Origin of the sequence: Aeromonas sp. R7-1 (assembly GCF_040908115.1) — a bacterium.
In the GTDB taxonomy this organism is placed as follows: Bacteria; Pseudomonadota; Gammaproteobacteria; order Enterobacterales; family Aeromonadaceae; genus Aeromonas; species Aeromonas caviae.
In genome coordinates this window covers 1-19,713 of record NZ_JBFODD010000016.1, presented here as the reverse complement: position 1 = coordinate 19,713, position 19,713 = coordinate 1, and the positions used below count along the sequence as shown (strand labels likewise).

At 62.9% G+C, this 19,713-nt stretch carries 15 protein-coding genes; 5 read left to right on the top strand and 10 right to left on the bottom strand.

The window, feature by feature from the left end:
• The first annotated feature begins 44 nt into the window (after positions 1-44).
• Genes AB5Y51_RS01915 through AB5Y51_RS01905 form a run of 3 tightly spaced genes read left to right on the top strand, consistent with a single transcriptional unit; the run spans position 45 to position 1,135 of the window.
• Positions 45-476, top strand: a complete 432-nt coding sequence (locus AB5Y51_RS01915; RefSeq protein ID WP_368177968.1) for a MerR family transcriptional regulator — start codon at positions 45-47, stop codon at positions 474-476.
• A gap of 54 nt (positions 477-530) precedes the next feature.
• Positions 531-743: an NAD(P)H-dependent oxidoreductase gene (locus AB5Y51_RS01910; RefSeq protein WP_368177967.1), complete on the top strand. Its 213-nt coding sequence runs from the start codon at positions 531-533 to the stop codon at positions 741-743.
• On the top strand, positions 728-1,135 hold the full coding sequence (locus AB5Y51_RS01905; RefSeq protein ID WP_368177966.1) for an NAD(P)H-dependent oxidoreductase: 408 nt from the start codon (positions 728-730) through the stop codon (positions 1,133-1,135). Before AB5Y51_RS01910 ends, AB5Y51_RS01905 begins: the two co-directional genes overlap by 16 nt.
• Positions 1,136-1,206: 71 nt before the next feature.
• Here the strand turns inward: AB5Y51_RS01905 and putP are convergent, their stop codons facing one another.
• The 8 genes from putP to AB5Y51_RS01865 all read right to left on the bottom strand — a co-directional run bounded on the left by putP (position 1,207) and on the right by AB5Y51_RS01865 (position 10,100).
• Positions 1,207-2,715 carry a sodium/proline symporter PutP gene (gene putP / locus AB5Y51_RS01900; protein ID WP_368177965.1) on the bottom strand — a complete coding sequence of 503 codons (1,509 nt, stop codon included), beginning with the start codon at positions 2,713-2,715 and terminating at the stop codon, positions 1,207-1,209.
• Positions 2,716-2,988: 273 nt separating this feature from the next.
• Positions 2,989-3,915 (bottom strand): L,D-transpeptidase family protein, encoded by a 927-nt coding sequence (locus AB5Y51_RS01895; protein WP_010675523.1) that lies wholly within the window; start codon positions 3,913-3,915, stop codon positions 2,989-2,991.
• A 185-nt stretch (positions 3,916-4,100) separates the two neighbouring features.
• Positions 4,101-5,342: a mechanosensitive ion channel family protein gene (locus AB5Y51_RS01890; protein WP_010675524.1), complete on the bottom strand. Its 1,242-nt coding sequence runs from the start codon at positions 5,340-5,342 to the stop codon at positions 4,101-4,103.
• A gap of 131 nt (positions 5,343-5,473) precedes the next feature.
• On the bottom strand, positions 5,474-6,673 hold the full coding sequence (locus AB5Y51_RS01885; RefSeq protein ID WP_010675525.1) for an acetate kinase: 1,200 nt from the start codon (positions 6,671-6,673) through the stop codon (positions 5,474-5,476).
• Between the two features lie 218 nt (positions 6,674-6,891).
• Complete coding sequence (locus tag AB5Y51_RS01880) at positions 6,892-7,362, bottom strand: YhcH/YjgK/YiaL family protein (RefSeq protein ID WP_010675526.1); 471 nt, start codon at positions 7,360-7,362, stop codon at positions 6,892-6,894.
• Positions 7,363-7,672: 310 nt separating this feature from the next.
• The gene (locus tag AB5Y51_RS01875; RefSeq protein ID WP_010675527.1) at positions 7,673-8,779 is read right to left on the bottom strand and encodes a 1-acyl-sn-glycerol-3-phosphate acyltransferase; all 1,107 of its coding nucleotides are present in this window, start codon (positions 8,777-8,779) and stop codon (positions 7,673-7,675) included.
• 174 nt (positions 8,780-8,953) lie between these two features.
• Positions 8,954-9,508 (bottom strand): GNAT family N-acetyltransferase, encoded by a 555-nt coding sequence (locus AB5Y51_RS01870; protein WP_041212415.1) that lies wholly within the window; start codon positions 9,506-9,508, stop codon positions 8,954-8,956.
• Positions 9,509-9,545: 37 nt separating this feature from the next.
• Positions 9,546-10,100 carry a GNAT family N-acetyltransferase gene (locus AB5Y51_RS01865; protein ID WP_010675529.1) on the bottom strand — a complete coding sequence of 185 codons (555 nt, stop codon included), beginning with the start codon at positions 10,098-10,100 and terminating at the stop codon, positions 9,546-9,548.
• A 351-nt stretch (positions 10,101-10,451) separates the two neighbouring features.
• On the opposite strand from AB5Y51_RS01865, the gene AB5Y51_RS01860 reads away from it, so the two are divergent.
• Positions 10,452-12,224, top strand: coding sequence for a M4 family metallopeptidase (locus AB5Y51_RS01860; protein ID WP_053288774.1), 1,773 nt, complete (start codon positions 10,452-10,454; stop codon positions 12,222-12,224).
• A 57-nt stretch (positions 12,225-12,281) separates the two neighbouring features.
• Here AB5Y51_RS01860 and AB5Y51_RS01855 read toward each other — a convergent pair whose 3' ends face one another.
• On the bottom strand, positions 12,282-13,181 hold the full coding sequence (locus AB5Y51_RS01855; RefSeq protein WP_029314793.1) for a LysR family transcriptional regulator: 900 nt from the start codon (positions 13,179-13,181) through the stop codon (positions 12,282-12,284).
• Between the two features lie 202 nt (positions 13,182-13,383).
• Here AB5Y51_RS01855 and mdtH point away from each other — a divergent pair, with 202 nt between their 5' ends.
• The gene (gene mdtH / locus AB5Y51_RS01850) at positions 13,384-14,577 is read left to right on the top strand and encodes a multidrug efflux MFS transporter MdtH (RefSeq protein WP_029314794.1); all 1,194 of its coding nucleotides are present in this window, start codon (positions 13,384-13,386) and stop codon (positions 14,575-14,577) included.
• 168 nt (positions 14,578-14,745) lie between these two features.
• Here the strand turns inward: mdtH and AB5Y51_RS01845 are convergent.
• Positions 14,746-19,713 (bottom strand): VCBS domain-containing protein (locus tag AB5Y51_RS01845; RefSeq protein WP_368177964.1); only part of this gene is annotated, 4,968 nt, incomplete at its 5' end.

The following is a 19,713-nucleotide window of genomic DNA, read 5'->3' as shown; positions in this document are numbered from 1 at the left end:
TGGCCTATAGTGGGCACCTTCATACCTCCTTTGCGAGCAGCACCATGTATATCGGCGAATTTGCCCGGCTGGCGGGCACCACCCCAAAGGCGGTCCGCCTCTACGAGCAGCTCGGGCTGCTGCCCGAGCCCAGGCGGCGCGGCAAGTATCGCGTCTACCAGGCCGAGGATCTGGAGTGGGTCGGCTTTATCCGCGAGGCCCAGCGGCTTGGCTGCAAGCTCGGGGAGCTGGTTCCCCTGCTCGCGGGCGTCACCAGCCTCGACCACTTCCCCTGGCAAAGGGTGGAGCAGCTTATCGCGGACAAGCTGGCGCAGATCGAGGCGGAGGTCGCCCGGCTGCAACGCCAGCATCAGGGCTTGAGCCAGTGCGCCACGCTGCTAGCGCAGCACCCCTGCCGCTATGGCGCCCCGGCGCGGCAATCCCCCGACGGGCGGGATCATCCCGCCGCCGCGGATCGGGGGCAAAAGGTGGCTTGACTCTGTCCCATGGGACAAGGGGTGTAATGGGGGCTCACTTCAAGGAGCCATACCATGACCCCCAACCTGCTCGTTCTCAACGGCAACCCCAAACCCGACAGCCTCTGCCACGCCCTCGCCCGAGAGTATGCCCGCAGCGCCGAGCAAAGGGGCGCGCGCGTCACCCTGCATCACGTGGGGGAGCTCGCTTCGCGCCGGATCTTCACCATGGCTATGACGAGGCGCAACCCCTCGAGCCCGATCTGCAAGCGGTGCAGCAGAGCCTGACGCAAGCCCACCATCTGGTGATCGTCGCCCCCGTCTGGTGGGGCCACCTGCCAGCCCGGCTCAAGGGGCTGCTGGATCGCACCCTGCTGCCGGGTTTCGCCTTTCGCTACCAGCCGGGGAAGGCGCACCCGGAGCAGTTGCTCGCCGGCAAGACGGCGCGCCTGCTGCTCACCATGGACAGCCCCCCCTGGTATTACCGCTGGTGGCAGGGAGCCCCCCTGGAGCGTACCCTGGACAAGCCGGTGCTGGGGCTGTGCGGCATCCGGCTGACCCACCGCCAGCATCTGGGGCCCGTCCACACCTCGGATGAGGGGGCCCGCCAGCGCTGGATCAGCCAGGCCGGGGCCGCCGCCCGCCAGGATGTGCAGCGGCTGGGCAGGCGCCCCGCCTAATCCCTGCCATGGGCATGTTTTGCCCATTAAAAAGCCCCGCAATTGCGGGGCTTTTGTCGTCGAGGCGGGGGTTATTTTGCCGCGATGGCGTCTGCCATGGGGCTCTGGAACTCCTGCTCGGCTTCTGCGAAGCGATCCTGCATGGCCTTGGAGGGGGCCTTGTCCAACAGGCTGAACAGCACGATAGCCAGGGTAGCAAACAGGAAGCCCGGGATGATTTCGTACAGACCCAGCCAGCCGAACTGCTTCCAGATGATGACGGTCAGGGCACCGGTCAGCATGCCCGCCAGGGCGCCGTTGCGGGTCATGCGCGACCAGAGCACGGAGAGCAGCACCACGGGACCGAAGGCGGCACCGAAGCCGGCCCAGGCGTAACTTACCAGCCCCAGCACCCGGTTCTCCGGGTTCACCGCCACGGCGATGGCGATGAGGGAGATGAGCAGCACCATGGCGCGACCCACCCACACCAGCTCTTTCTGGGAGGCGTTCTTGCGCAGGAAGGGCTTGTAGAGATCCTCGGTGATGGCGCTGGAGCAGACCAGCAGCTGGCAACTGAGGGTACTCATCACCGCCGCTAGGATGGCGGAGAGCAGCACGCCGGCAATCCAGGGGTTGAACAGGATCTTGGAGAGCTCGATGAAGACGCGCTCCGGGTTGGTGGTCACGCCGCCCGCCTGCTCGGTGAAGGTGGAGAAGTAGGAGAGGCCGAAGAAACCGATGGCCACGGCGCCACCCAGGCACAGCACCATCCAGGTCATGCTGATGCGACGGGCGCTGGCCATGGAGTGGTGGGAGTCCGCCGCCATGAAGCGCGCCAGGATGTGGGGCTGGCCGAAGTAGCCCAGGCCCCAGGCCATCAGGGAGATGATGGCGATGAAGTCCAGGTTCTTGAACATGTCGAGGTTGCTGGCGTTCTGCGCCGCCACCTGCACCATGGCGGTGTCGATGCCGCCCACGGCGATGATGACGAACACCGGGGTGAGGATGAGGGCGAAGATCATCAGGGTGGCCTGCACGGTATCGGTCCAGCTCACCGCGAGGAAGCCGCCGAAGAAGGTGTAGGTGATGGTGGCTGCGGCGCCGACCCAGAGGGCGGTGTCATAGCTCATGCCGAAGGTGCTCCCGAACAGGCGGGCACCGGCCACCACGCCGGAGGCGCAGTAGATGGTGAAGAACAGCAGGATCACCAGGGCGGAGAGGATGCGCAGCACCCGGCTCTTGTCCTCGAAGCGGTAGGTGAAGTAGTCCGGCAGGGTCAGGGCGTTGCGGTTCTTCTCGGTGTGAACCCGCAGCCGGCCGGCCACCCAGCGCCAGTTGAAGTAGGCGCCGATGACGAGGCCGATGGCGATCCAGCTCTCGGAGATGCCGCCGATGAAGACGGCGCCGGGCAGGCCCATCAGGAGCCAGCCACTCATGTCGGAGGCGCCGGCGGAGAGGGCGGTCACCCAGCTCCCCATGCGGCGGCCGCCGAGAATGTAGTCGTCAAAGTTCTGGGTGGCGCGATAGGCGATGAAGCCGATCAACACCATCCCGAGGATGTACACCAGAAAGGTGATGAGCATGGGGGTGCTAGCTGTCATTCAAAACTCCGTTATGTGACGTCTGTGTTCGTTCTTGCGACGAACTCTTCCTTAAAAAACCGGCCTAGAGTAATCAGCAGATCGCCGGACCACAACCACTTTTAACAAATAAAAAACACACGGAAAACGTTTAACACCTAACCAAGCAACCACTCAATTGCAATAAGGCCGGATTTTATCCCGATCTGCCAAGGGTTTACCCTGATGATCCCCTCCCCCGCGCCATAAAAAAGCCCCGACAGTGGCCGGGGCTCGGGATACCGAAGGGCGGGATCAGCGGTTGATGGCGATGGGCATGCCGCTGCGCTGCTCCAGGGCTTGCTTGACCAGCTGGGAGTCGCTGTCCGCGTGGGCGATGAAGCGGGTCACGGCGGTGGACATGGGCAGCGGGGCCGGCAGGCTGGAGTTGAACTCCTCCTGGTTGCGGGAGAGGGGCTGGTGCACTTCCAGGTAGCGGCGGCCATCCGGCTCGACAGAGGCCTTGATGGGCTGGTTCACGAACTGGACGCGGGTACCGACCGGGACCTGCTTGAACAGGTACTCGATGTCGTCGTTGCGCAGACGCACGCAGCCGTGGCTCACCCGCAGGCCGATGCCGAACTGGGCGTTGGTGCCGTGGATGGCGTACATCTTGCCGATGTAGAGCGCGAACAGCCCCATGGGGTTGTCCGGACCGGCCGGCCAGACCGCAGGCAGGGTCTCGCCACGGGCGGCGTACTCGGCGTGCATCTTCGCGGTCGGGGTCCAGGTCGGGCCCGCCTTCTTGCGCTGCACGCTGGTCACCCAGTCTTCCGGGGTGTCGGTGCCGAGCTGGCCGATGCCAATCGGCAGCACTTCCACCACCTTCTTGCCTTTGGGGTAGTAGTAGAGGCGCATCTCGGCGACGTTCAGCACGATGCCTTCACGGGGGGCATCCGGCAGGATCAGCTGATGCGGCACGACCAGCTTCTCGCCCGCCTGCAGCAGCAGGGGGTCCGCCTTGGGGTTGGCTTCCAGCATGTTGGTCAAGCCGAGCTGGAATCTGGCCGCTGCCGCTTCCAGGGGTTGGCCCGCCTCTTCCGGGGACACCACGTAGTCCAGGTTCTCCCCCACCAGGCGGCTGTTGGCTGCGGGCAGGGCATATTCGATGGCGAGGGCGGGCATGGCGGCCAGGATCAGGGAGCAGCACAGTGCGGCCGCCGTGTTGTGGAGGAGCTTCATAACTTTCCTGTGATAAAGGGGGTGGTTCAGCACTCTGGCCAGCGCGGAGGCGACGGGCGCGCCCGGGGCGAAGAGAAGGCCGCCATTTTTCTCCTCTGCCATGCAAATTTCAACCGCCACGTGCTGACGGGTCGGCGATTAAATACGGTGCCGCGCTGCGCCACGGCACCTTGTCATAAGCGGGATCAGCCGTTTTTCCAACTGTGCATATCATAACCGGTTGGCGACTGATGCAAACGCAGATGGAATTGCTCAATTATCGCAAATATGTGGTCGAAAATATCAGCCTGTATCCCTTCATACTCGGCCCAGGCGGTGGTCGCCGTGAAGCAGTAGATCTCCAGCGGCAGGCCGTCCGTGGTCGGTGCCAACTGGCGCACCATCAGGGTCATGTCCTTACGAATGCCCGCATGAGCCCGCAGGTAGGCGTCCAGATAGGCGCGCAGGGTGCCGAGGTTGGTGAGGTGGCGACCATTGATGGGGCAGCTGATGGCATCGCTGAGCTGCTGGTTGTAGCTGCTGAGCTCCTGCTCCTTGCGGCTGAGGTAGGGCGCCAGCAACCTGGCCTGCTTGAGCTGCAACTGCTCCTGCGAGGTGAGGAAGCGCACGCTGGTCATATCGATGTTGACGCTGCGCTTGATGCGGCGCCCGCCGGATTCGGTCATCCCCTGCCAGTTCTTGAAGGAGTCGGAGATGAGGGCATAGGTGGGGATGGTGGTGATGGTCTTGTCCCAGTTCGACACCTTGACCGTGGTGAGGCCGATGTCGGTCACCTCGCCGTCCGCCCCGTACTTGTCCATCTGCAGCCAGTCACCGACGCTCAGCATGCGGTTGGCGGAGAGCTGGATACCCGCCACCAGGCCGAGGATGGGGTCCTTGAACACCAGCATCAGGACTGCGGTCATGGCCCCCAGGCCGCTGAACAGGAAGAGGGGCGACTTGCCGAGCAGCAGGGCGATCATCAGGATGCCCACCAGGATGCTGGCCACCAGTTTCACCCCCTGGAAGATGCCGCGCAGGGGCAGATCCCGCCCAAGCCGGGTATGACGGCTCAGGGAGAGCAGGCAGTCGAGCAGGGCGAACAGGGCCAGCAGCAGGAACAGCAGGATCCAGAGCTGGGCCAGCAACTCGATAAGCGCCAGGCTCTCGGACGCTTTGGGCAGCCAGATCTCCGCCTGACCGAGCAGCACGGCCCCCTGGAACACGAAGGCGAGCCGGTAGAAGAGGCGTTGCTGCAACTGGGGCGGCAGCCACATCTGCTTGGTCTTGCCAAGCAGCCCCACCAGGCGCACCAGCAGGATGCGGTGCAGCACCAGGTGCAGCACCATGGCGGTCAGCACGATGAACCCCAAGGCGATCACCAGGGCCATCATGGGGGTCACATCGACCCCCAGGCCTGACAACCAGTTGAAAAACATCTCTTTCATCGTTACCTCCGCAATATCACACAGCGGTCAGGGTACGCATCTGGTCCCTCATGTCAAATGACAGGCCGCTCACTATTGCCGAAACGACAACGCCCGGCAGGGGCCGGGCGTTGTCATCACCAGAGGGTGCCTTAGCCGACCAGGCTCAGGGCATCACGGGCGATCACCAGCTCTTCGTTGGTGGGCATCACCAGGGCCAGACGGCTGCCTTCGACGGTGATGGGGCCTTCACCGCCCAGTACGGCTGCGTTGTTGGCCTCCTTGTCGATCTTGAAGCCGAGCAGGGCCAGTCGGGCCAGCACCATCTCGCGCACCATGGCGGCGTTCTCGCCGATGCCGCCGGTGAACACCAGGGCGTCCAGGCGACCATCCATGGCGGCAGCATAGGCACCGACGTACTTGGCAACGCGATAGGTGAAGACGTCCAGCGCACGCTTGGCACCGGCGTCGGTGGCGTAGTTGCCGGTGACGTAGCGGCAGTCGCTGCTCTCCTCGGTCATGCCCAGCAGGCCGGATTCGCGGGTCAGCACCTGGTTGATCTTGTCCACGCTGTAACCCAGGTTGTCGTGCATGAAGAAGACGATGGCAGGGTCGATGTCACCGGAGCGAGTGCCCATCGCCAGCCCTTCCAGCGGGGTCAGCCCCATGGAGGTGTCGACGGACTCGCCGTTCTTGATGGCGCAGACGGAGGCACCGTTGCCCAGGTGGCAGTTGATGATGTTGAGCTCATGGAGCGGTTTGCCCAGCGCCTTGGCGGTCTCTTCGGCGATGAAGCGGTGGGAGGTACCGTGGGCGCCGTAACGACGGATACCATTCTCGCGATAGAGCTTGTAGGGCAGCGCGTAGAGGTAGGCTTCCTCTGGCAGGGTCTGGTGGAAGGCGGTGTCGAACACGGCCACGTTCTTGTCGGCCAGGGCCGGGAACACCTTGAGGGCCGCACGGATGCCGATGAGGTGCGCCGGGTTGTGCAGGGGGGCGAACGGAATGGCGGCTTCGATGCCGGCAATCACGCCGTCATCGATGCGAACGGAACGGGAGAACTGCTCGCCGCCGTGCACGATGCGATGGCCGATGGCGACCAGCTGATCGGCCAGGGCGGGATCCTGGGGCAGGATGTGGCCCACGATGTGGTCGAGGGCTTCCTGGTGCGCGGCACCTGCGCCCAGCATGGCGTCGCCCTTGACCCCGTGGAGTTTCCATTTGATACGTGCGTCATCCAGATTGAAGCATTCGGCCAGGCCGGACAGCATGTCCTCGCCCGTTTCAGCGTCCATTACGGCAAATTTCAGGGAAGAGCTACCGCAGTTAAGGATCAATACCAACTTGCTCATGTTCTACATCTTCCTGTGCTTCGGCTTTACGCCGACAGTGTCGTGTCATCCAGCGATGGATGGGATTCCCCTGCCGGGGGCTTATGGTCGCAGGAGGGTGCGTCCAATTTTTCAAATCGTTGGGCGCAGACCGTTCGTCTGGCGCGCGCGTCGAATCAGCGATTCGCAACGGGCCTCTGTTGGCCCAATCACTCGGGACTCCAGGCCCCGGTTGCCACTCAGGCGCCGGTCAGCAGCGACTGGTGAACCTTGACGACCAGCTTCTTGACCGGACCTGGGGTCGTCAGAGTACAGAGGGGGCGATGCAGTTCTCCCGGCCAGAAGATGGCGAAGTCGCCGGGCTGCAACGCCAGATAACTGGTCTGCTCGTCATCGACGAACCAGAGATCGGGGTGAGGATGGTCGGCACCGTCCCGGCTGTAGGCGTGAGGGCCCACGCCGATCCACTCCTCGCCGCGCAGCAGCAGCTGGATGTCCAGATACTGCTCATGAAACTCGCCCCGGCGATCCGCCACCGGCTCTGTCAGATCCTCGCTCACCAGGCAGAACAGCGTGAGGCCGTCGACCTCCTGCTTGCCGAGGGGGGCGTGCAGCCAGCGTTCGACGCTTTGCACCACCTCGGCCACGATACGGTTCAGGGGGGCGGGCAAGGGGGTGCGTTGCAAGGTATCCAGACTGCCGGTGATCATGAGGTTCGCATCCTTAGATATATCTGTGGTCTATCTTTGTGCACCAATGAAAAAGGACCATTGAAGGTCCTTTTATCGTCTCGTCTGCCATCCGTGCAGACGGGGGCGCTGTCGCTTCCAAGCCGATGGCGCCGAGTCACTGTTGCATACTCGTCCGCCCCTGCCAAGAGATACTCGCCCATTCACCCGATGATCGTACCAGTTGAAACAATATTATTCACTACCCAATCTCCCCCGACTTTGACCAGACGCAAAAACGGGAGCATCTGCTCCCGTTTTTTTTCCATCACCCGCTCAAAAGCGGTGCCATTCAAACCTTTCCGGCGTTTTCCACCGGCTTGGCGTACATGGCGCGCCAGATGGCCTTGTGCTCTTGTGGCACCTCGGACTGGCGAGTCAGGAAGGCGCTCTGCTCTATGGTGCTGGCCTTGCCGGGCACATCCGCCGCGAGGTAGTTGCCCGGGAAGAGGCGATAGCTGCTCCAGATCGCCTTGTCGATGAGCGCCGCCAGCTCGTCCGGATCGCTGAAGCCCTCGGTGATGGGGGCGCCGAAGGAGACGTGTACCCGCCCCTTCTGGCCGACGATGCCCGCGACGATACTCTCGATGTCCTCGAACTCGCCCTTCTCGTAGCTGCCGTTGACCGACTTCTCGTAGAGCTCGCGCGCCTTGGCCTTGTCGGTGGGATCCAGCTCGTAGCTGATGCTCACCGGCACGATGTTGAGGCTGCGCATGTAGTCGACGAACTCGATCTTCTGCTTCTTGCCGTCCACGTAGAACATCTTGAGGATGGCCGGATCCGTCTTGTCATCCCCGTCCTTGGCGCGCCCCTCCTTCTGGGCGATCCAGATGGAGTGCCCCTCATGCACCGACTGGCCGATGTAGGCCGACAGCTCGCCGAGGGCCTTCATCATCTCCCGCGGCCCCTTGGCGGAGCGCTTGACGATGAAGCTCTTGTTGAGCTTCATCAGCTCGGTGGCGCAGGGCTTGCGCAGCAGGTTGTCGCCGATGGCGATGCGCACGGTATCGAAACCATGGGTGTGCAGCCCCCAGTTGACGAACGCCGGATCCATGGCGATGTCCCTGTGGTTGGAGACGAACAGGTAGCCCTGCTCCTTCTTGAGGTGTTCGAGCCCGGAGAAGCTCACTCCCTGGGTGGAGGTGGCGATCATCCGGGTCATGTAGCGGGTCACCCCCATCTGTACCTGATGGATGGTGCTGACCTTGGCCCACTTGTGGCGCAGGAACTGGCGGATCAGCGGGCGAATGGCCCAGCCCAGCCAGCTCATCAGGGAACCGAAGCGGTATTTGGCGATGGCGCCGATAAACTCGTCATCCTGGATCAGCCGCTCGATGGCAGCCGGCACTTCTTCATCGCGATAGGGGCGAATGTCCGCGAATCTATCTACTTCTGTCACAATATCTGCCTTGCATGTATGGAGTCGCGGCCTGCGTCTGCCGGCCGGGAAAATTCAGGGCGCAATTTTACACGCTTTTATCCCCAGGGGTATGAGAGGCGTACAGATAGTGCGATCTTGCAGTGAAAAAGCGATGGCGGTCACCCGCCAGCCCTCCTTTCAACAACGGCTCTGCTAGCCAGCGGGGTTGATGAGCGCGGTGAGGACGTGGTCCTCCCAGCGGCCGTTGATCATCAGATAGTCCCGAGCGTACCCCTCCTGCTCGAACCCCAGCCGTTCGAGGAGCGCGCCGCTTCGCAGGTTCGCGGGCATGTAGCTGGCCATGATGCGATGCAGGCCCCGCTCCCGGAACAGGTGATCGATGCCGGCGGCCACCACCTCCTGCATCAGGCCCTGCCCCTCGTGCTCCTTGTCAATCGCATAGCCCAGGTGGCACGCCTTGAACATGCCCATCACAATGTTCGTGAAATTGCAGGTGGCGAGCACCCGCTCCCCCCTGGGATCGAGCGCCACCAGTTGCACGGCACTGCCCTCGAAATAGTGGCCGTAACCGTCGCGCAAGCGGGTCTGCCAGTGGGCAAGGGTGTAGAAGCTCTCCTCCCGCCTGGGCTCCCAGGGGGAGAGGTGGGCGCGATTGCGCAGATAGAAATCCACCATCAGGCAGGCCCGCTCCGGGGTCAGCACGGTCAGCCGGGTACGGGGGGTGGCAATGTGAGGCAGCGTCGTCATCTCGCCCTCAGGAGGTTGGAAGCGGACAGGAAGGTCATCAGAGATCCCTCAGCCTCAGCCACTCGTCCCGCAGCAGGCCGTAGTGCACATGATCCACCACCCTGTCCGCCAGCCGCTCCGCCCGCCGGGTGATCCCCTCCTGGGTCATTCCCAGCCGCTCGCACACGGCCCGGCTCGCCTCGTTCTCGAGGGCGGCGCTGATCTCTACCTTCTCCATCCCCATCTCCTCGAAGGCGTGATGGATCAGGGCCTGGCAGGCCCGGGTGATGATGCCGTGCCCCTGCCAGCGCTCCGCCAGCCAGTAGCCGATGGTCACCTTGCCGAGATCCTGATCGATCTGGTTGTAACCGATGACGCCGACCACCTCCCCCTGATACTCGATGGCCGTGGTCAGCCCCTCCCCTCGGGCAAACTTCTCGATGGCGTGGCGAATGAAGGTGGCGCTGTCGGCGGGCTGCTGAATGTGGGGCACCCAGGGCAGCCACTGGGAGAGGTAGTCGCGATTGCGCTGGCAGAGGCGAAACAGCTCGCTGGCCATGTCGGGTTGCAGGAACAGGAGCGCCAGCTCGTCATCCAGTTGCCATGAAAACATCGCCACTCCTCCCCGGTTCCGCTCCGGCCATCTGCCGTCATGGGAGCCAATGTAGTCAATCAATCCCTTGTTTGCCAAGGACTTTTCAACCGGCTTCCCCGCTGGCAACCCCCATATGGCGATCCCCATGCGGGCACCTTGCTACCAAGGTCATCAATCACCCCTCACAGCGGTTCAACATGCTGCTATTACAAGTATTTGTGGATGATTGGCGCTGTAAAAGTGAATCGTGCTACCTGTTTTCGCTGCCCTGTGACAAATGACAGGCCGTTATTTTCCCCCTTCCCACTAGTGTAAGAGCGCCGGGCAACGGACCCGGCGTGTAATCTTCATCGACTAAGGAAAGACGAGATGAACAAAGTCTATTTGGCCGTCATGCTGGCCTGCTGGGGAAGCGCCGCCATGGCGGCAGAACAGGTGGAAGTGAACCAGGTCTCCGACCTGACCGGTGCGGTGAGCGGCGCCGCCAAGATTGGCGCCCTTGGCGCCGGGGATGGCGAGTTTCGCAAGGTGCGAGCGGTGACGCTGCCCAATGGCCAGCAGCGGATACGCTATGAGCAGACCTGGCAGGGGATTCCAGTGTGGGGCCAGGTCCTGGTGGCCGATCAGGCGCTGGGGGGCCAGGTCAATCAGGTGTCCGGCACCATGCTGCGCAAGATCGATGCCGACCTGACGGGCCCGGCCGTTGCCCTCTCCGCCAGCGACGCCGCACGCCAGGCTCGCAGTGGTGCCAAGGGGAGCAACGAACAGGTCAAGCTGTTCGTGATGCAGGATGAGACCGGCCAGGCCAGACTGGTCTATCTGGTCTCCTGGCTCGCCGCCAGCAAGGAACCGAGCCGCCCCTTCGTGATGATCGACGCCCAGACCGGCAGCGAGCTCAAACGCTGGGAGGGGATCAACCACAAGGACGCCACCGGCCCGGGGGGCAACGTCAAGACCGGCAAGTATTTCTACGGCGCCGACTTTGGCCCCCTCCAGGTGGATGACAACTGCCGCATGACGGGGACCAATGTGGACACCCTCAACATGAATCACGGCACCACGGGGGGCACCATCCACCAGTTCACCTGCCCGGAGAACACGGTCAAGGAGATCAACGGTGCTTACTCCCCTCTCAACGATGCCCACTACTTCGGCAACGTGGTGTTCGACATGTACCGCAACTGGTACAACACGGCGCCGCTCAGCTTCAAGCTCAAGATGCGGGTGCACTACAGCCGCAACTACGAGAACGCCTTCTGGGACGGCAGCCAGATGACCTTCGGCGACGGGGCCACCACCTTCTATCCACTGGTAAGCCTGGATGTGGCAGCCCACGAGGTGAGCCATGGCTTCACCGAGCAGAACTCAGGGCTGGTCTACTCCGGTCAGTCTGGCGGCATCAACGAGGCCTTCTCCGACATGGCGGGGGAAGCGGCCGAATACTACATGAAGGGCAGCAACGACTGGCTGGTGGGGGCCCAGATCTTCAAGGGCAACGGCTCCTTGCGCTACTTCGAGGACCCGGCCCGGGACGGCAAGTCCATCGGCCACGCCAGCGATTACTATGACGGCATCGACGTGCACCACAGTTCCGGGGTCTACAACCGCGCCTTCTACCTGCTGGCCAACACCAGCGGCTGGCAAACCCGCAAGGCGTTCGAGGTGTTCGTGCTGGCCAACCGTCTCTACTGGGGCCCCAACACCACCTTCGATCAGGGGGCGTGCGGGGTAACCAGGGCCGCCACGGATCTCGGCTACAGCGTGAGCGACGTGGCAGCCGCCTTCACCGCCGTCGGGGTCAATGCCACCTGCGGCGGCACCACGCCCCAACCGGGCAGCGTGCTGCAAAATGGGGTACCGGTGAGCAATCTCACCGCCGCCAAGGGGGGCAAGCTGAACTTCACCGTCGAGGTGCCCGCCGGCAGAAGCCAGCTGGTGGTGACCAGCAGCGGCGGCAGCGGGGATGCGGATCTCTACGTGAAGTTCGGCAGCGCGCCGACCGCCAGCAGCTATGACTGCCGCCCCTACAAGAGCGGCAATGCCGAAACCTGTACCCTGAACGCCCCCAAGGCGGGGACCTGGCACGTGCAGCTGAGCGGGTTTAGCGCCTTCTCCGGCGTCACCCTCAAGGCCAGCTACTGAGTCTGAGCGGGCATCAAGGGGAATAAGCGAAGAGCGCCGGCCTGGTCCGGCGCTTTTTTATGTCCGCTTGCCCGACCAGCGCCGGGCAAGGGTACGGGCCGCCTCCAGCACCCGCTCCTTGGCGGGATTGGGGCGCTTGCCGCTGCGCCAGGCCATCATCACGTCCCAGTGATCCGGTGGCAGATCCACCACGTCCAGCTTCACCAGGCGACCGAACTCCAGATCCCGGGTGATGGCGAGCGCCGGCATCAGGGTGATGAAGCCGTGCTCCAGCGCCAGCTCCCGCGCCGCACTCGCTGGCTGGATGGCGTGCAGCGGGCTCGCCACCTGGCGCAGCAGACGCAACTGCAGGATCAGCTCGTCGCAGCCCGTCCCCCACTGCTGGGGCGCCAGCCGCTCGTTGGCAATGTCCTGCAGGGTCAGCCCCTGCCGCCCGGCCAGCGGGTGGGTGGCGCAGGCCACGGCGATGATCGGGGAACGGTAAAGCAGTTCGAGCTGGATGCCCGCGATGGCAGGGCACTTGAGAATGAAGCCCACGTCGGTCTCGCCGGTCAGCAACTCCTGCATGATGATGCCAGAGTGATCCGTGTTGCAGCGGATCTCGAAGGTCTCGTCCACCAGGGCCAGCAGCAGGGGGCCGAACACCGCCGTGGTCAGGGAGGGGAGGCAGGAGAGCCGGATCCGCGGCAATGCAGGCGCCCCCTGCATCGCCAGCCGCCCCCCTTCCAGTGCGCTCAGGGCCGCAGTCGCGGCAGGCAGAAACTGCTCGCAGGCCGGGGTCGGGGTGGCCCCCCGACGATGGCGACGGAACAGGGACTGACCCAGCTCCTGCTCCAGCACGGCAATGCGCTGGCTCACCATGGGTTGTGACCAGCCGCGAATGGCGGCCACCTTGCTGAAGCTGCCACGGTTGGCCACATCCAGCAGCAGTTGCAAATCGTCGAGGGTCATAGCCATAACCAAATCCAATATGAAATATAGCCAGTTGTCGGCTACCACTATATCTGGAGCCCCACCAGAATAGCAGCATCAATCGTCATGAATCGGCTGAACGCCACCGAGCCAGGGAGTTGTCATCCTCCTTGGCTCTGTTTGGTGACGGCGCCGTTCGGGCAAGAAAGACAACAATATCAGCGAAGCAAACAGAGGTATCAGGGTCATGGTGGATCGGGCGAGGCGGTTGGGGCGGTGGTTCTTGGCATTGGATTCCCTGCTGGTGATCCTGGGCTTCTTCGTGGTGATGCCCATGATCAGCCTGCGCTTCGTCGACCAACTGGGCTGGGCCGCCGGTGTGGTCGGACTGGCACTGGGGCTGCGTCAGCTTACCCAGCAGGGGCTGGGGGTCTTTGGCGGCTCCCTCGCCGACAAGTTCGGGGCGCGCCCCCTCATCGTCTGCGGCATGCTGCTGCGGGCGCTGGGGTTTGCCAGCCTGGCCTATGCCCAGAGCGGATTGGAACTGATCCTCTCCTGCATCATCTCGGGGCTGGGTGGCTGCCTGTTCGATCCCCCCCGCGCCGCCCTGGTGATCAAGTTCACCCGGCCACGGGAGCGGGGTCGCTACATCTCCCTGCTGATGATGCTGGAGAGCGCCGGCGCCGTGGTGGGAGCCCTGCTCGGCAGCTGGCTGCTCAACTTCGATTTTGAATACGTCTGCCTGCTGGGTGCCGGCCTGTTCGTCTGCGCCGCCCTGTGCAACCTGCTGATCCTGCCCCCCTACAAGCTTTCGGTACGTCCGACGCCGATCCGGGACGGCCTCGGCCAGGTGCTGGCGGACAAGGCTTTCTGCCGACTGGTGCTGATCTTAAGCGGCTACTACGCGCTCTGGGTGCAGGTCATGCTGATCTTCCCCATTCTCGTCAAACAGATGGCGGGCAGCACCACGGCGGTGGGCTGGATGTACACCCTGGAGACGGCCATCTCCCTGGCCCTGCTCTACCCCCTTGCCCGGTTCGGCGAGCGCCACTTCAAGCTGGAGAACCGTCTGATGGCGGGGGTGCTGCTGATGACCACGGGGATCGGGCTGGTGGCCTTTGCCACCACCTTGCCCGCCGTCTTCCTGCTGCTCGCCTGCTTCTATCTCGGCATCGTCATCGCCGAGCCGGCGCGGGAAACCCTGATGACCAAGCTGGCACAACCGGGGGCGCGGGGCAGCTACATGGGCTTCAGCCGACTGGGGCTGGCGCTCGGGGGCATGACGGGTTACGTGGGCGGCGGCGCCCTGCACGACTACGCCATGGCCCAGGGGCAACCCTGGTTGCCCTGGCTGGTGCTCGGCACCGTCGGTGTCACCACCTTGCTGCTGCTGGCCAACTGCTTCCAGCGCGGCTCCCGCCTGGCAGGGGTCAACGCCTGATCCTCTGGCAATCATCCCGTCTACCCCGGGCGCCCTTCTCTTGAAGGGCGCCCTTTTTTTACCTTCTCCTTGCATTGCCCTCCCCCTCGTCTGCGCCCATCCGCCCGAAAATCCCCCATAAAAAAAGCGGCAGATTGCTCTGCCGCTTTTGTCCAGCCCGCTTGGCTGTTACTTGTTGATATCCAACATGTTGTTTTGCAACATGAAATCGATCACCTGGTTGGCAGTCGTCCCTGAACCGCCCGTCAGGGAGTCGAAGGTGTGGTTCATCAGCACTATCTCCTGAGTCACCGGCGCCGCACTGCTCTCCTTGACCTGCAGGTGCACCCCTTCGCTGTCCTGGAACACCGAGAGCAGGCTCTTCAAGGAGCTCTCGCTCTTGCTGCCATCACTGTCAAGCAAGTCGCTCAGATCCAGCTTGTCCCCTTCCGACTTGCTGAAATCGACGATGTAGTCCTTGGCCACCTTGCCAGCCTCGGTATCCCCCTTCAGCCAGGTGAAGGTATCGGCACCTGCATCCCCCATGAGGATGTCGTTGCCGGCCCCCCCGATCAGGATGTCGTTGCCCAGCCCGCCGCTCAAGATGTCGTTGCCGGTACCGCCATAGAGGGTGTCGTTGCCACTGCCACCATAGAGGCGATCGTTGCCGCTCTCCCCATAGAGGGTGTCGTTGCCGCTACCACCGAACAGGGTGTCGTTGCCGGCACCGCCGTACAGGAAGTCATCACCCCCCTGACCGAACAGGATGTCATTGCCATCACCGCCGAGGAGGGTGTCACCCTTGTCATTGGTCGACGACTGATCGAACTCGCTGGCGTGATCCGTGATGTAGGCGTGCACCTGGGCATCGGTCACCGACCCTGCCCCCAGCTTGCCGCTCACATACTGCTTGATGGCCGCATACCCTTCCCCGCTGATGCCGGTGAAGCGTACCGCGTCGCCAAACAGGATGTCGTCGCCCGCACCGCCATCCAGCCTGTCAGCGCCGGGCAGGTTGCTGACCGGCGTCCCCAGGATGGCATTGGCGAGATCGGAGGCATTGACCCCTGTCTTGATAACGCCATCGGAGTCATAAGACTTGAGGTCGTTATAGGAGATATTCGCTCCCAGTCCGATCGCCTCGACGGTCACTCCCATGCCGGTCAGCAGGCCGAAGCCGGCTACCGAGTTGGTGATGGTTGTGTCAGAGGAGTCCTGCCCATTGCCGCCAAGAGACCAGTATACGTAACCGCCTTTACCATCTGGTCGCATGGCTCCGATGGTGCTCTGGGTACCCCGCCAGTCGTAGGAGTAGACCCTGCCCTGAGCATCAATGATGGTCTTCCCATCATTGTTATAGATTTTGCCCGCCACATAGCTGCCCTTAAGCACCGTGTTAAGACGAACATCATCATCCCAGAACTTATCATTGACGATCGGATTGCCTCCCTCACTGTCCAGATAGAAGGTCGGCTTGCCATCGGTAATGAAATAGGTCAGGTTCTTGGCATTCGTATTACCTTGTGCGGTCGAACTGTTGAACCAGTTGGCCGTGGTCTGGAACACATCTTCATAGTTGGTCCCGCCGCCACTGTCTTTGCTGCCATCCATGCTGTCGAGGATCGCCTGCAACTTGGTCAACGCATCCGAATCCTTGAGGTTCACGCTCACCGATTTATTGGCCAACGTATCAAAGTCCACCAGGAAGATATTGACCTTGCCCGCACCGGCTGCCCCCGCAGAATTCTTGAGGCTAGCAAACACTTGGGACAGCTGAGTTCTGATGGTCGCCATGGCGTCACTGCCGATACTGCCGGAGCTGTCGACCATAAAGGCGAGGTTGTAGTTCTGGCCCGGCAGCATCACGCTGCCATCCAGATCCCCCACCACGATATTGTGCTCGCTGCCATAGGTCCGATTCTGGTCCCCCGGCTCCCCTTCGGTGGCGTTGAAGTAGCTCAGGCGGATGCTGTCGTCATCGGTCGCGGTACTGGTCAGATCGGTCCCGACCTCCTTGGCGATGACATCGACCTTGAGATTGACCAGGCCCGCCTTGTCACCCGGTACCCGCAGAGTCAGGCCGCTCAAGTTCAGATCCAGTGCATTGCTGCTCCACAGCTTGTTCGACGCGGTGAAGGTCAGCTTGCCATCGTCCCCGACGGTACCCAGCAACTGGCTGCCCTTGTAGAGTTCGGACCCTTTGGGCATGCCGCTCAGCACCAGGCTGTCAAACACCTCGCTGCCATCCCTGTCGGTGAGGGAGGCCGTCAGCTCGACCGGGTAATCCACCTTGGTCGGCGGAACCAGGGTCAGCTCACCCGTGGTCTGGTTGATCTGGTAGATGCCGTCTGCGAACTGGACATATTCCATGTCGTGCAGGGCCTTGGTCACCCCGACGCCCCGCTCGAACACGACGAAGTCGAACCACTTGTCGTTGTTCGAATAACCCTCGCCCTTCTTGATGGAGTAGTCGGCACGATTGCCGGGCAGCACGGCGATATCCGTGCCAGTCCCGCCATAGAGGCCGTCATTGCCAAGACCGGAGACCAGGATGTCGTTGCCTTCACCGCCGTAGAGGGAATCGCCCTGGATGGCATCGCTGCCCACCAGAATGTCATCCCCCTGGTTGCCGACCAGGCTGTCGCCGCCTCCCTTCTGGCTCACGATGTAGTCGTTGCCGCTGGTGCCATTGACCAGATCCTGACCAGAAGAGCTATCGGTCAGGGTCTTGGTGATCCCGAGAGCCCCTTTGTCGAAGTTGCCGGACTGGAACTGGCCCGTGGTGATCCCCGCGCTCGGGAAGCTCAGGTTGTAAAGGGGAATACCGTTGCCCACCAGAGTCAGGTTAACGGTCGGCTTGTCGGCCACCGCCGCCACGTCGATCACCAGCTTGCTGCCGTTGCTGAGGTTGGCACCGTCGCTTATCTGATAGCCGATGCTGGCATAGTCGCCCTTCATGTTGCCGACCACGGCGCCGTTGCCGTTGGCGGCATGGGTGCTCGATTCGTTCAGACCGGGCACGAAACGCAGATGGCCTGCGTTCACCTCGGCATAGGAGATGAGGGATCCGGTTTGCACCGCAACCCACTGCCCAGCCGCATTGAGGTATTCGAGGGTACCGTTCAGCGGCAGGGTGTTGATCTGCACCCCGAGATCAGTCGCCCCCTGATCGTCGCTGGCACCGAACTGGGCCCAGGTCAGGACCTGGGGCTGATCTTCGGCACCGGCGCTGTGGCCGCCAGCCGCCGTCGGCGCCCGATCATTGTCCACTATGGTACCGGTCCCGCTCTGACCACCGATGGTCACCGAGAGGGTCTCGTTCGTCTCGACCAGACGATCGTTCACCGTCGGGATGGTCACCGTGAAGTCTGTCACGCCCGCCGGTACCGTGATCTTGCCGGTGGTGCTGTTGTAGGTCACGCCGTTGCTGAACTGGGCATTGCCCCAGTCCTGGTTGGAGGCGGGGTTGTTGCCCGATCCGCGAATGGCGAAATCGTATTCGGTCGCTTCCTGGGTCGCATCGGACAAGGTGACCTTGTGCAACAGGTTGCCCCCTTCAGTCACGCTCTCGCTGGAGACACCCTGAACCAGCGGCGTGAACAGAGGCTTGGTGGCAAAGGAGCCAATGCTGGCGTCACCGTCACCATCCACCACCCGGATCTGGAAGTCGATGTCACCATCACCCAGGGGTTTGGACATACGCTGGTACTGGAAGAACTCCCACTTGCCGGTGGCTGGCGTGAACTCCAGCTTGAAGACGAGGTTGCCGCCCGCATCCTTCCCGAGCAGGGTATTGGCCCCGCTGGCGGTGATGGCGATGGCTGAGCCGGAAGCCGTCCGCAGACCATTCTCGAAGGTCGCCGGGTCCAGCACCAGCCCGATGGAGCCCTTGCCGTCCGCCCCCCACTGCGGGGTCACGGTGCCGGAACCATAGGCGATGGCCTGCGCCGTGTTGGCACCGAGGAACTCGATGCTCTGTACGGTGAAGTCGCTGTTGTCGGAGGTATTGGTGTTGCCGTTGTTGGTCGCCTTGATCACCATGGTATCGAAGCCACCCTGCTGCACCTGGAAGTTCTGGTTGAACTCCCCACCCGATGCGTTGGAGTTGAATACCAGAGTGCTGATCAGCACACCACCGCGATAGAACTCCACGACCCCGCTCTCCAGCTCGCCGCCAAACATCTTGCTGAACTTGATGTTGGCGCCGTAGGCAACCTTGCCCGCATCCAGCCTGACGATCAGCTGCTCGGAGGCGGACGAACCGTCGGCAAAGTGACGGAAGTCAATCTCGTTGGCGAGGTTGTGGTAAGGCGCAGCACCGCTGGCCACCCCCAGCCCCGAGCTGGAGCCGTTGACATCCGCCGTTACCAGTGAGGAATCGGTTGCCGACTTGAAGCCCAGGGCGCTGATGGTAAAGCCCGCCATGTTCAGGGTGCTCTGGTTACCACTGTACTTGGTCAGGTCGAAGAGCCCGGTCAGCACGTTCGGAATATCGGTCTTCACCACGGAAACGGCATCGCTGTTGCCGGCAATGGGGGAGTCGTCCTCGACGCTGACATCCAGCTTGCCCTTGGTAACGCCGCTGCCATCGGAGACCTCCACGTCCAGTTGGAACGACAGCTTGTCTTCCGAGGTCGTATCCCCGTGGTCGAGGGGGCCTTTGAGGGTCACGTCATAGGTCCACTCTCCCTTGCCGCTGGCATTGGGTGCCGTCAGCTTGACCTCAACCACCGCCTTGTAATCGGCGCCGCCAATCGCCCCCGTGTAGCCGACCAGCGTTTTGCTGCCCGCATCCCAGCTCCACTGGACCTTGGCCCCACCGGACGTCAGCCCGGCCGGTCCGTTCAGGCTGATGGTAAGCGTATCATGGCTGTCAACATCACCGACCGTGATCTTGCCGCTGGCGGCCACTCTGTCGGTGGTATCGCTGCTGCCTGCCGTATCGGTAATGCCGCCCGCAAGCCCTTCTTCGGAGACCACGGCCCCCTTGTCGATACTCAGGGTAGGTGCATCGTCGGTGCCGTTGATGGTGATGGTCACCGTGGTGGTGGTCTTGCCGTCCGCGTTGGTCACCGTGAGGGTGTCGGTCAGCGTCTCGCCCGCCTTCAGCCCCTGGATCGCCGCCTGGCCGTTGTCGGCGCTGTACGTCCACTTGCC